The organism is Nonomuraea sp. NPDC050786 (genome assembly GCF_040654115.1).
GTDB lineage: Bacteria > Actinomycetota > Actinomycetes > Streptosporangiales > Streptosporangiaceae > Nonomuraea.
The window spans coordinates 35,100-48,645 of the sequence record NZ_JBFAHJ010000007.1; the positions used below are offsets into that span (position 1 = coordinate 35,100).

Annotated in this window: 10 protein-coding genes; 8 read left to right on the forward strand and 2 right to left on the reverse strand. The window is 61.9% G+C overall.

Features of this window, described 5'->3' with window-relative positions; all coding sequences use genetic code 11:
* Positions 1–974 precede the first annotated feature (974 nt).
* The 8 genes from AB0H84_RS15645 (at position 975) to AB0H84_RS15680 (ending at position 11,197) form a co-directional block, all read left to right on the forward strand.
* On the forward strand, positions 975–1,643 hold the full coding sequence (locus AB0H84_RS15645) for a Crp/Fnr family transcriptional regulator (RefSeq protein WP_357603777.1): 669 nt from the start codon (positions 975–977) through the stop codon (positions 1,641–1,643).
* Positions 1,644–1,746: 103 nt separating this feature from the next.
* Positions 1,747–2,673, forward strand: coding sequence for a hypothetical protein (locus AB0H84_RS15650; RefSeq protein ID WP_357603778.1), 927 nt, complete (start codon positions 1,747–1,749; stop codon positions 2,671–2,673).
* Positions 2,657–4,690, forward strand: coding sequence for a hypothetical protein (locus tag AB0H84_RS15655; protein ID WP_357603780.1), 2,034 nt, complete (start codon positions 2,657–2,659; stop codon positions 4,688–4,690). The genes AB0H84_RS15650 and AB0H84_RS15655 overlap by 17 nt, the downstream gene beginning before the upstream one ends.
* Positions 4,687–5,811 (forward strand): hypothetical protein, encoded by a 1,125-nt coding sequence (locus AB0H84_RS15660; protein WP_357603782.1) that lies wholly within the window; start codon positions 4,687–4,689, stop codon positions 5,809–5,811. Before AB0H84_RS15655 ends, AB0H84_RS15660 begins: the two co-directional genes overlap by 4 nt.
* Positions 5,804–7,132 carry a DUF4407 domain-containing protein gene (locus AB0H84_RS15665; RefSeq protein ID WP_357603784.1) on the forward strand — a complete coding sequence of 443 codons (1,329 nt, stop codon included), beginning with the start codon at positions 5,804–5,806 and terminating at the stop codon, positions 7,130–7,132. Before AB0H84_RS15660 ends, AB0H84_RS15665 begins: the two co-directional genes overlap by 8 nt.
* A 658-nt stretch (positions 7,133–7,790) precedes the next feature.
* Positions 7,791–8,111 (forward strand): hypothetical protein, encoded by a 321-nt coding sequence (locus AB0H84_RS15670; RefSeq protein ID WP_357603786.1) that lies wholly within the window; start codon positions 7,791–7,793, stop codon positions 8,109–8,111.
* 77 nt (positions 8,112–8,188) lie between these two features.
* Positions 8,189–9,130, forward strand: a complete 942-nt coding sequence (locus tag AB0H84_RS15675; RefSeq protein WP_357603788.1) for a hypothetical protein — start codon at positions 8,189–8,191, stop codon at positions 9,128–9,130.
* Between the two features lie 591 nt (positions 9,131–9,721).
* Positions 9,722–11,197, forward strand: coding sequence for a hypothetical protein (locus tag AB0H84_RS15680; RefSeq protein ID WP_357603789.1), 1,476 nt, complete (start codon positions 9,722–9,724; stop codon positions 11,195–11,197).
* On the opposite strand, the gene AB0H84_RS15685 is transcribed toward AB0H84_RS15680, so the two are convergent.
* Positions 11,101–11,469, reverse strand: coding sequence for a transposase (locus tag AB0H84_RS15685; protein WP_357603790.1), 369 nt, complete (start codon positions 11,467–11,469; stop codon positions 11,101–11,103). The two genes, AB0H84_RS15680 and AB0H84_RS15685, sit on opposite strands and share 97 nt — an antisense overlap.
* Before the next feature lie 154 nt (positions 11,470–11,623).
* Positions 11,624–13,540: an MGMT family protein gene (locus tag AB0H84_RS15690; protein ID WP_357603792.1), complete on the reverse strand. Its 1,917-nt coding sequence runs from the start codon at positions 13,538–13,540 to the stop codon at positions 11,624–11,626.
* Positions 13,541–13,546: the final 6 nt, after the last annotated feature.

Below are 13,546 nucleotides of genomic sequence, written 5' to 3' on the forward strand. Positions count from 1 at the left end.
CAAAAGGCGACCAAGTCGTCCACATCCGCACGACCAAAACCCCCGGCCTACTGGAGTTCACCTACGGCGGCGAGGCCAACTTCATCGCCACCGCCGGCAATCCGGCTGGGAGGAGGGAAGACCTGCTGGCCAACGAGATCGGCCCACACGAGGACAACCTGCGCTACAACGGCAACGGGACCAGCAAGGGCATCGCCGCGCTGGAGATCAAGGCCGACGACGCCTGGGCCCAACCTCCAAGCCGGCCAATGCGGCCCGCTACTGGGGCGGCGCGGCTTCCATCCGCAGCGTCAGCGACCAGGTGCTCAAGCCCCCCTCGCGACCTTCGCACTGTCCGCGCCGTCCACTCCGGCGGGGCCACCTTCACTGTGCACAGCTACCCCCGCGTCGCACCTACGGCGATCTACTGTTCAACGAGATCGGCGCCTACCAGAGCAAGGCGCCGCTGTCCGCCGAAAACCCGCCTAGTCACCGTCAAGGCCGGCAGCAAGTCCAAGTCAGCACCACCATCGTGCTCACCTGCACGAAAGCATCCTGATGGCCTCGCCCATCCTGCACAGGCCCAACACCAGCGCGGCGCGAACACGCCGCCCGGCCCAGGCGGTGATGTCCGGTGCATACATCGCGGCGGGCTCCAACGCCGACAGCAGTGCCTACCTGAAGCTGCTACTGGATAAGTACAGATATCGCAAAACTCCAATGAACAACCTTACAAGGACGTAAGTCGCATACCGGTGCCAATGTTCCACTGGGTCACGCCAATCACAGGAACATTGTTCTGCTCTCTCAGAAATTTCGACCCATTTTTCGGGATAAGCCGGACAAGATGCCACATACCTACATCCTGATAACTATCTAAACGTGGCTCCCAGATATTCCAGGGTGTAGCTTCTAACAGCTTCACATCGATGACCCAAGGCGTTTAATCCGTGATAAATGATCAAATCCCCGCCAGGTGGCCCATAGGCACCCTCATGGACAGACTCAGCCCAGAGGAGCGGGCGGAGCTTCTGGCTCTCGCGCCACCCTCCCCGCGGCAGGCTGGCGAACCACTCATATACCAAGGAGATCGAGAGAGGTCCGAGGTCTTTCTACTGAGGTCCATCCCAGGTCAGCGGCCCACGGCATGCGTGAAGGTGACGGCCTACCTGGAATCGGGCGGGGCGGCCATGCTGGGCATCCGCGTCAGCGGCGATGTGGTCGGCGAACTGGCAGCTCTGCGCAGACAGCCGAGATCGGCCATGGTGACGACATGCAGTCCGATGTTGGTGCACGTCATCCGCGCACAGGCGTTCACCGACTTCCTCGATCGCCATCCGGCGGCATGGAATGCACTCGCCAGGATGATCGCCGACCGGCTCGACTGGGCCAACCGTAGAAGAACTGACTTCGCTCAGTTCAGCGTGCCTGTGCGGGTCGCGAACGTGCTCGTGGAAATCTCCGGCCGACACGGAGTCGACAGGGTCGATGGTAAGCGGGACCTCGGAGTCGATCTTACCCATGAGGAGATCGCCAATCTTGTCGGGGCCAGAAAAGACGCCGTCTTCAAAGCCATCCGACGTTTCAAAGACCTTGAACTGATCGACCCCGGTCATCGCCGGAAGGTCGTCATCGACCCGATCGGTCTGGCTAATTTCCGGTGAAGCGTACTGGTACGTCTTGAGGCGATGCGATCTTCGCCAGACTCTATCCCCGTCGATCTCCCCGACCACTCTGGTCGATCTTTCGCAACCACAAGGTGACGTGATGCTTGATTCTGATTTCAGCCGCCGCTTGGTCGTGGCGGTCGATGCGGAGGGATACGGCCGCGGCGACGACCTACGGCACGACTCGATCCAGTCCGGTCTGGCCCAGGTCATGGACCGCGGCGCACGAGAGGCCGGCCTGCGCCGCGAGACCTGGACCCGCCAGGAAGCCGGCGACGGTGAGGTCATCGTCCTCCCCGAAGGGGAGCCCGAGCTCCGGGTCATCGACGACCTGGTGCGCCGCGTGCGCAAGGCGCTCCACGACCACAATCGCGAACGTCGAGACGATGCCCGCCTGCGGATTCGCATCTCTATCGGCCACGGGGTCGTGAAACGTGGCGCGATGGGCTTCGTCGGCCAGGTCGTCGTGACCACCTGCCGGCTGCTCGACGCGAAGGCCGCCCGCACCGCCCTGAAGGTGAACCCGCGCGCCGACCTGGTGCTGATCCTCACCGATCGGCTCTACGAGGACGTCGTCCGACAGCTCCACACCTCTTACCGACCAGAGTCCTTCACCCGGCTGGAAGTGCCGACCAAGGAACGCACAGAGATCGCCTGGATGTGGATCCCCTCAGAAGACCTGGATCAGAAAGGAACTCTCAACATGGACAACTTGCCGGAGGTCGCCGACACCCTGTGGGCACTGATCGCTGGTGGCGCCCTCGAACGTCTGGGAGCCTACGGCACCGAGACCGGTCTCGGTGGCGCCCGGAAACTGCTCGCGAAGATCAAGAAGTTCCGGTCCGAACAGGGCCAACCGGCCGACCCGGAGTCGCGCGACGACCTGCTGGAGTCCCTGGAAAAGCTGGTGCGTGTCGACGCCGCCGCGAAGCAGTTCGCGCAGCAGTTCAACGCCGAGCAGATGACCGTCAACCTGATCACCGCCCCCATTACCGGTGAGGAGATCAATTTTGGCATCCGAAACTGACTCGCCGGCTGAGGGGGTACTGATCGGCGAGGAAGCTACGCCGGTCGATCTGACTGATCAGGCCGAGGCGACGGACGAAATTTTCGCGCAGGTCTCCCAGGTCCAGACCGTCATCAACCACATCCACGGCAACATCGGGGGAGCCTCTTTCGGCATCTCGGGTTCCCGCCCCAAGTCTCGCCGCACGTCCGGCCCCGTATCCCAGCACGAGATGGCAGAGGCCCGCACCTGCTACGTGCGCCACGCCAGCTACAAGGCCGCCGCCGAACAGCTGGAGAGCGGCAACATGGTGGCCTTGATCGGCAACGCCAGCACGGGCCGCCGGACGGCAGCGCTTAATCTGCTTCATGACTTCGTCGGGGGGCGGCGCGAGGTGGTGGTGGAGCTCAGCCCGGCCTACACGCTGGAGAAGCTGGCCGCCCGCGAATACCGGAAGGCTCACGGCTATTTGCTGTGCGACTGGCCCAAGGACGACGTTGACGGGAGCATCGCCGACTTCCACGTACGGGAGATCAGGCGCCGCGTGCGCGATGCCGGGGCTTACCTGGTGGTCACGGGGACGGCTACTTCGCTACCCGAGGGAGACCAAATAGCCTGGCTACCGCCTCCGGCCCGCGACGTCCTGCGGGCTCACCAGGTAGCACCCAAGGTCGCTGATGAGGCGGCCGCCCAGATCACCGCCGACCATGCCATGACCGACGTGGTGACACTGGCGCGCGAGCTGGCCTCAGGCGTTCCGTTGGACAAAGCGCTCGGCAAGCTGGAGTCCGCCGGGCGGCGCGACGTGGTCGCCTGGTTCGATACCCCGCGTACTCGAGGTGAGCTCCTCGAGATGGCCGCCATGGCCTTCACCGCCGGCCTCCCGGAAAGCGGCTTCGAGTCACTGCTCGCCCGGCTGGAGTCCATCGCCGGCATCGGCGGGGAAAAAGCGGATGCCATCTCGGCGGATGATCCAATGCCGAGCCGTCGCCTGCTCCGGGTGGCAGAGGGCTCGCTCTTCAGTCTTTCGCCGGGGCGCAGGCTGGAGTTCAAGGTCGATGGCCACCGAACACATGTAATGCGGGAGCTGTACCAGCGACACGGCATGCGGTTGTGGGACCCGGTCACCGAATGGCTACATGAGTGCGCCGCTCTACGCGACCCGAGCGTACAGGCGGAGATCGCCAGGGGCGTGGCGGTTCTGGCCTCCGTCGCGGACTACTCGTACGTCGAAAGCACTTTTCTCACCCCATGGGCCCGAGGAAGGGGTGTCATGCGCAGCCAGGCCACCGCCGCGATGGCCATCTCATGGTTGTGCCTGGACGAGACGACCCGTCCGGAGGTCCTGCGTACAGTCACCTCGTGGACAAAGGCATCCGCGGCCAGGCCCAAATTCACCGCCACCCTTGCCTGGTCCGGTGAGCTAGGCATCCGGTTCCCTCTGGAGGCGGCCCGGATGCTTTGGCTACAGATCAGAGACAGTGAGAAGCCTGTCCGGCATGCGGAAATTGCATTGGCCCGTCTGTTCGCAGCACTGACCGAGGCCACCGGCAACGCCCTCCCGATACTCGACTGGTTTGCGCGTCAGATCAGCAACGACAGGCGGATCGGCCGTGCGGTCGACCCGCTAATTCGGGCGATCTTGAGCGTCCTGTCGGCTCGCGCGGAAGGCGTCGGGATCCCCACAGTCACCGCTCACCTGCGCAGTCGCCCTGAATCGGCTGCCCCGCTCGCCAAACTCTGGTCTGCGGTTCTGATCAAGCGCCCTCACCGCAGGGATGCACTGGCCGCCCTGTATGACGCCGTCTGCGCGTTCGACGAGCGCGACGACGATGACCGTGACCGTGTCCGTGCCCTGTTCGCAGCGCTCGTGGAGGCGCTCCCTGCGAAGGAACGGCCGCTGCTGGCCCATGACCTGCGGCGTTACGCCATCTCCCGCAACACCGACGAGAACCGGATGGAGCTTCTCCTGTCGCTACTCCAGATCTTCCTCAGCCCGGCTGCACTTTCCCTCGACACCATTGGAAAACGTCCATGAGCTACCCAGTGATCAGCCAGATTCCCCTTGATCCTGTCGCCAAACAAGGCTTCCTGAGCAAACCCCGCCGCCCAATCTCTAGCCTGCCCCGCCAGCTTCCGCACCAGCGGCTCGTCTTCGAGTACGACGGTACGTTCGTGCTGGGCGACCGGCGGCTGCGCGGGGACGAACCGCACGTGCTGCACGGCGACAGCGTCAGCGTCGTGGACGTGTCCAAGGACCACCCGGCCACGATCCACGTACCGATCAACTCCTCTGGCGCCCACGACTTCACGGTTGCGGTGCAGTTCCGCTGCACGGTCGACGAACCGATCGAGGTGGTGCGTGCCGGTCTGACCGATGTCGCCGAGCACCTGGTCACCTATATCCGGGCCTACCACAAGCTCTTCGAACTCGGCCGCAGCTACGGATTGCACGCGGTTCCCGAGTTGTGGACACTCGTGCATGCCCAGGTGAAGGCTTACACGACCCTAGTGCCGTGTGTGCTGCCCGGTATGACGGCCGAGTTCGCCGGCCTCGACGTGTACGCCCCCGACGAGATCGCTCAGGGGCGGCGGCACTACGAGACCAGCCTGCACAACATCCAGGGCGAACACGGCCTCCGCGACGCCAAACGCAAGCTCGACCGTGACTACGAACTTGATGAGCAGGATTACCTGCACGCCAAGGGCCGCAGCGCCAACGACTTCACTCGGCAGGAGGCGGCCCTCGACCGGAATCAGCAGATCACCGAGGCCACGAAGGTCAGGGACTTCCTGAACAGTGGTCCTAGTGCCGCCGATGGCCTGTACTTCACCGCTCGCGGTCTCAACGACCAGCAGGTCGCCGACCGTTACGCCGCCCTGGGAGACCGGGAATACAGCGCTATCCAGCACAGGATGCAGCGCGAGCACGAGTTGGAAGTCGTTCAGGCTCGCGGCCGGGCCGAGGTTGTCCGGGCGGCGATTGCCCAGGGCCTGTTCAACGAGAACACCGGCAAGGAACTGCTTGCCGCGTTCGAGGATGTCGAGCCGGAAGCGGAGGCGAAGGACCTCGAAGGCCGAGCTTACGAGCCTCGTGCCGAGGTGACGGCGGGCGATACCGACGACGATTTCTTCATGGAGGAGGACGTCCGTGGTTGACATCCTCCACGGATCCAAGACGGCCGAACAGCACGGACGGCACCCCCGGCGCCGGGAACGGCTCACTCTCGGGGCATTCCTGCGTCGGTTCACCGGAGTCGACGAGAAGATCCTCGCAAGTGTTCCTCAGGAACGTTCCCGCTACACCAGTCTCGGCGGAGTCGTGGTCAGCACCGCGCTTATAGCGGGCGCCTCCATGCTGGGCGCGCTGACACTGCTCTCGCACGCGTCCCCCCTGTATCTTGTGCCGGTGGCGGTGCTGTGGGGTCTGATCATCGCCAACGTCGATCGATTCCTGATCACCAGCCTCCACGGCGACAATGACGGCTGGTCCCGCTGGGGCAACGTACTGATTCGGCTGGCCCTCGCCATCGTTATCGGCGTTTTCATCGCCGAGCCGCTGACCCTAAAGATCTTTCAGGAGCGGCTCGACCGGCAGATCATGGTAGAACGCGACCAGGCGATCAGCCTGACGGAGAGCCGGTACAAGCAATGCAACCCCCTCAAAGGGCCATCGCCTTCGGGTGTCAACTGCAACGGCTATCTCCTCGACGGCGGCGACCAAGCACTCGCCGTCGAAGGCAACATGACGCAGAGGCAGAGCACCCTCAAGGCCGCGGAAGATCAGCTGGCGGCGGACATAGCAGAACATGGGAGGCTGGAGAGACTCCGAGACCAGGAATGTTATGGCAAGGACACGGACCAGACCACGGGCATACCGGGCGACGGTCCCGAGTGCAAAATTCGGAAGAACGCGCTCAACACCTTCCTCGCTAACCATGACATCTCCCAGCAGCAGGCGGACGTGGCGAAGCTGAGGGCGCAGATCGGCTCGCTCGCGGCCGACCGCGCAGGTGTTGAAGAGGAACGCGCGGCGGCTCTCAGCAAGAAGATCGCCGAGCATGTTGAGGAGAAGAAGCGGGCCTACACCGACATCGGCCTATTGGATCGATGGGAGGCTCTGGGCACGGTCGCAGGCCAGAGTGGCATGGTCAACTTCGCCCACTGGTTGTTGCGCATCATCTTCGTCCTGCTCGACTGCATGCCGATCATCTCGAAGATGCTGAACGGCAGGACCGAGTACGACCGCCTTCTCACTCAGGAGTTGCGCGCGGGCGCAGCCTGCCACGAGGCCGAACTGAACTTCACCACCCGGCAGACAACCGGCGATTACGAGATCAAGCTACGCGAGAAGGAGCGCCAGCTGAAAGCCGAACGCGGCCGAATCGACCGAGATCAGCGCGTGGACGAGGCATCTAGGGACGACGAGATCGACCGCCTCGCCCGTACTTTCATGAGCTCGATGCCTACGCAACGATAAGGACCGAAAACTCTATACCCTCGACCGCGAGCCCTTCTGTATACACCACGGATCACTTCCTGGGGCGACGTGTCCTTCGATTCGTCAGTACCGGGCCAGGTTCGCCGGGCTGTCGGGTACCGCCATCGTGGAGCCATCCACCGCGCAGACCAGCAGGCCCCGCCATCGCACAGCCCCGCCGGCGGGTCGGCCAGCAGCTCGAACAGCGCTTTCAACGGCGCCACGCTGACCTGGCGGCGCGCCTGGGCCAGCGCCGAGGACGACGGCGGCGGCCCAGCCTGCGAATCGTCGAGCCCGGCCCGACCGAGCGGTCACCACGCCGGCACAACTCGACGATCTGGGTCTTGAACTCCGGGGTGAAGAGCGGCGAGGACGCGGCTTCTTCTTCCCCATGCTCTCCATCATGGACACCTTCCGGGGACGAGCCCATGATCTCGGACTTTCGTCAAACCGGATCAACCCTCAGGAGAGATGCGAAGAGCTTGGCACAATCGCGTAACAGGACCTCCAATGACCTGGCGTGATCCACCTCCGGTGTAACGATTCATAGCGACCTCATGATGAGCAACGGGGGGCATAGGTTTCACAGGCGTTCACTTGTCACATGAGACCGGTGCCGTGCCTTCACAGGATTTCAAGGTCGCGAGATACGGGCGGGATGGACGTCGTCAAGATTCACGATGAGCTGATCGCTTACTGTACGGCGTTCACCTCAGGTTCCGCAGAGATCCAGAGCTCGCTGATCAAGGATCACATGAAGCACCGGCGGAGGCCTGAGGAACAGTGGCCAGAGCCCTACCTCTTGCTGGACCCAAGCTTCACGTCCGGAGGATCCAGCCCCGGGCGGATAAAGCACCGCCTCCTGTCTCCTGAAGGAGAACGCATTTTTCTCGTCGGCAAGGACGGCGACGGCGGCCAGCCGCTACGCCGCCACGGTGATGCGCTGGAGATCGCCCGCACGGGCGCTAGTTGTGCTTGACCACCGGCATGCTCGTTAACCCCCACTCAGGAGCAGCAGTGACAGCATTTAGCGGAGGGAATCGGTGGGTCGGTGTCGTGGCCCTGGCTGAGCCGCCTGTTCCCACTCCTCTCCACAAAATGGCGGCCTTCCGTCGAGCAATCAAGCGGATTGAGCGGATCAGTATCTCGTCCCGTATGGCGATCTCTAAGCGACGGTTCTGCCGGGCCCTTCAGCAGCTGGCCGAACGTTACGCGCTTGCGAACAACATCGGACGAGCGGCCTACTACTTCAGCCTGGCGAATACCGTGAACCGTCAGGGAACCGAGCAAGGAGACATCCCGAGTTGGGTCCTGCGCGACGTTGATGGCTTTCTCAACGACAGTCGAGCCAACAAGTCACGCCCCGTTCTTCGGGCCAGGGGAAAATCCGCAATACCGACGCCAGCGGGCCACCATACTCATACCACGAACCGGGAGCGCCCAGAACGATCTCGAGCGATCGTAACGCCTCGACAGGTGCCGCCGCCTGCACGAGATGTCCTCATCGTAGACAATTCCGACCGCCCTCGGCTGGGAGATCCAGGCCACTGGGCCGATGCCATTCCGTTGAATGAAACTCTTGTGGATTTCCTGGACCGATTTGGGTGGGACGCACGTATCGATCCACTCCGATTGCGATGGCTACGCATTTCGTGTATGCATGTAAGCTACATATACGAACAAGAGCACTCTCTTTCTATTGGCATTAACGCCAGACTTCTTAAAGCATTCGAAGAAGTCGGGAAACGCTGGCTCAACGTGGCTCTCCTCGATTGCTATCTGGCCGACCGGCAGCCACAGACACGAGGTGAGCAGAGCGCCGCCCTGAACAGCCTAAAACCAGCAGCAGACAAGATTATAGACGGTCTCTTTTTGCCATTGAAGGCAACACTCCTCGGCAAAGGCGAATCCGCTATTAGCGAAGCACAATCTAGTAGATCGAAGTCGATGGTAGTCCGCCAAATCATCGGCATTATCGCTTTGATGGACGGAGTCTAGGCTATCTATCGCCTTTGTCAATCTAGCTATACAGAGATCCGATCCACCCAGTCCGAAAAGCGAGACTGGCGAACCCTTCTGCAGGAGCAAGTTCGTGACGAGGAACTCGTCTGGCGATTCGAAGATGAAGGACCGGACCACAACAAGACGTTCAGGGCCTTCATTCACGATAGGCACGGGCGACACGCCGAAGGTAGCGGGCGCGGAAAAAAGGATGCCGCACGAAACGCTGCCGAGAAATTCCTACGCAGATATCTTCCTACGATTGTTAGACAAGTCGTATCCGAAACGCAAGCCGTACCCGCACAGACGCCTCTTCTGTACCGAGATCCTCCAGCACAGCACTGGCAGGCGGTGTGCGACCTACGGCGCCTTTTTGATCTTCCAAAGGAGAGTGGACCATGGCTCAGCCAAGCAATGACACACAGCTCCTGGATATACGAGAATAGGCCACTCGCCGCTCAGTCTCGGCAGCGGGATAATGGGCTATTGGCACACCAGGGCTCTTTTGTTATGGATACGCTCTGCACCCATGAGCTTGTTCTGAGACTTGCGTCTTCGAACCGACGGCCGAACGAAGACGAAGCGCGCATGGGGACACCTGACGCGTACTTCTGTGATCAGCTATTCGACGACCTCGCCCTCGATGGCGCTGTTCTTCTCGGGAAGGGGCAAGCCGAAAATCCTGATATCGCAAAAGCCGACGCGGCTCAAGCGGTGTTGGCTGTCGCGTGGCGTCATAGGCGAACAAAGCTTCTAGACCGGCGCCCGAAGGAACTACATGATTTGCTTGACAGCTTCGCTCCTATCCATGATGGCTTTACAAAGCTCGTTAGCATGAGCGCTCCATTCGATATCGAAATCGAGTCGATCCCATACAAATCCGGTTCCGACCACGACCGCTACCACGCTGTAGATCTTGTATTTACGTCACATGGACAATCGTTCACTCTCGAATGCGACTACTATCGAACAAGCAAGACTGGAGCAAAAACTCGATCCGCCTCTGCTGCAATCGCCCTCTTGCATAACTACCACGAGTATCCCGGCGACCTCAGCAATAGCGAGAAGGACTTCGTCTCACACTACGTAGGGAGACAAATAAAGAACATCTCCGAAGTGGATGATCGCCATCTTCAAAGATGCATTCTGCAAGGCCACCTCGGTCTTGCAATGCTTGCCAGCGGCGACATGAGCACTTTCCGGCAGTGGGCTAAGGTAACAAGCACCATCGTCGGCACTATCTCTCAAAGTGAGAGAACCAACCTTCAGCGGTTCTACGAACGTTGTAGCTCGCAAACCCGTCGTGGCTCCATTCCCATCACCATATCCCAGATAGCCTCCTTTGCTTCATGGCTTGAGTCTCTAGATCCAGAGGCCGAAGCCAGCGAGTCCGCGACTCTAACACTTCTTACAGAATTCTGCTATTACCCCATCCCAGACAACCCAGAGGACCTCTTCACTGTTGTAGCGACGGGCGCGGAGAACAATTCCATCTCGCTCAATATCGAGGACGGATTCGAGGCGGACACCGTACGCATAAGCCCCATCCAGGCCGCGGCCGTCGCAATGCTTATCAACATGACATCGAGATGGGTCACCTCCTCCACCACCATCGACCTCGGAAACTCCGAAGAGGGAATGCTTGTCCTCATTCACGGTCTTAAGAAGGGCTTCGAAACCAGCGCGGGCCCTCTCGCCGAACTCCTAGCAGAACTTTCGCCATCGGTCACCTGCTACCTGGGTCAAGGCGATCTTCTTATCAAGATTGCATTCGAGGAAGCAGAGGAAGCAAACGAGGCATCGGACACTTCACCCATCGAGCAGGCCGCCCGCGCCGCCCTCCGCTCCGCCTCCGAGGCGCAGCAGGTGATGACCGCCCTGCACCGCGACGTTCCGCCTCTTATTGAACAGCTTCAGCTCTTCAAAACTGCCCAAGCGGCCAGCAAGACCACCAACCGAACCAACTGTTATCGACGCCTGGCAGAAGCCAGCGAAGCGCTCGACGCCATGTCCCCCCACGTAAATGCGCTGAAACGGCTTGTAAGCAGACTGTCTACGCAGTGACCGACTGCACTTGCCACAGGCCAGCGAGATGATCTACAGGAGCGAGATGTGCTGGGCAACGCGTAGGACTGGCCAGCCCGCTCCGGCTCGGAGACCGCCTGCCGTTCCTCCTGCGCGCTAGCGATCCTATGCCGGTTCACCCAGCTGCCCTGGGTGCTGGCGTTGATCCCGAACTCCCGCACCACCGACGTGACCGTCCGCTCGCCCTCCAGCACCATCCGGACGGCTTCTTCCTTGAACTCCGGCGAGAACTGCCTGCGACGCCTCGTCACGTACCCACCTCTCCAGACTTCTGTCAGCTTTTGTAGCCGGGTGTCCGGAATCCACCTGACATACTTCAGGTGTCGATGTTCTTATCAGCTCATCCAGCCTTCGCGGTGTCCGCCCGCTGCGATTGCGGACAAGGTCGTCTGGAGACCTGCAAGGTCATGCCCCTTCGCCACCTGCGGCCAGCAGCGCGCCAATGGAGCTGGTGATGATGTCGGCCGCGTCAGGCCGAGCCAACGCGTTTGGTGTGAGGGACGGACGCTTGGCATAGTTTGCCACGACAAGTTGCCTGGGCACACCGGCCCAGCCAGGCAACGCCGACAAGGTCCCTGCCAGTTCTGATAGGACCTCAAGGGCAACTCCACGGTTACGCATCCACTCGAAGTTGATCGAGAGCACAGACTCGCTTGCCCCGGTGTAGATACTCCAGACAGCGGCTTCGTCCGTACCGACACTGAACCGTGCCGTGGCAGAGGGGTATTCGCCCTCACCGTAGTAGTAGCCCCGGAACGCCGGGTGACGCTCGGCGTGCCGATACACCTCCATAAGCGTCCGCGTCACGTCATCGGGACAGTACTGTTGGATGGCCTGGAGAAGGCTCTCCTCATCCCACTTGCGTCGGGCACGAGAGGTCGCTGCCCAGCCCTCGCCGGCAGACATCGGCACAGCCCCCAGGCCGCCCGCCTCCACAGGGGCGGCATCGTAATCCGCTGTTGGCAACGGATCGCCGAGGGCCAGCTGGATCGCGATCGCTATCGATTCGAGCCAGTCGATAGTCTCCTCGGCCGCTTGCGCCGTGATAGCGAGCTTCTGTCCAGGGTTGTCGGGGTCGTGGTCGGCCGTGTGGGCAATGTTGTTGCGACGTCGAGCGATCTCGCGCATCTTGGCCCGCACGCCGTCAGAGGTCACCGGTGACGTCGGATCCTGCTCAGTAAGGATCTCCGCCACCTTCACCCACAGCTTGACCGAGCTGACGTGCGCGAACCCCTCTTGAATCTTCTCGGGGTTCTGGAACGTCTTGTACTCGAACTCCTGCTCAAGGTGCGCACGAAACACCTCGGCGAGCGGAGCGTCGTGATGGTGGATCTTCTCAAACAGCGCGACCGGCAGGGTCAGCTTGTCGAACTTGGCCGGTCGAGGAGCGCCCGGCTGCAGGGCGAGCGCGACCCCCCGGTCGATGATCTCCCTCGTGATCCAGTGATCGAGCGCTGCAACGGACTGAGTCCAGGCGGCACGGTAGAGGTCGGTGACATCGAATGCACCAACGCCGAGCCGTTCCAGGTTCCGGCCACCATCGAGGAGTTGCCGCGCGTAGCCAAGGTTCTGCTGGAACTGCTCGAACGGCGCCGGAACGTCCCATCCGGGATCCTCCTCGGGTTCAGGCACTGGTAGCGCGCCAGCCTTGGAAAGCGTCGCCCGGAGCTTGTCCGCGGTCACTCGTTGGCTGGAAGCCGCTCGACCGTATTGATCGAATGTCACGCCCTCTTGCTCCAGCACCTCGCGTGGATCATCGGTCCGCTCTGGGTCGAGCCACCGGAACCCTGGCGAGATCTTGCCGCTGGACTGCAGGACACGGTGCGCACCCGCCGCCTCGCCAGCCTCGGCCATGAACCCACCCACCGACTGAGCTGACATGCCGACCACTTCGGCGATGTCCCCGTAAGTCGTCCAGGAACCGGGGGCCAGCCCAGCGAGCGCTTCCAGCACCACCTTCCAGCGCGGATCGACGTACGTCCGCGTCTGGGCAGACTGACGACGAGCACGATACTGACGCACTAGCTCCCGATAGAGCTCAATTCCCGGAAAGTCCTCCAGCGCCTGAACACCGGCCGGAGTGATCGCCCAGCCATTTCGCTTGGTCATCCAGCCCAGCGATGCGGCCTCGCCGGTGCGGAACCCCAACTGGGCGTGCCACCTCACCTGACCGTGCGCGTTCAGCACCTCTTGACCAGGATCGATCGAGACCCGCTTGGCCACCGCTTCTCGCACTTCGGCAGGCCGCATCGGACGGCCCGCATCCCGAAGGATCTCCAAGGCTGCACGGAAGATGGGCGCGATGTGCTCGGTGAAGGACATGGGAAT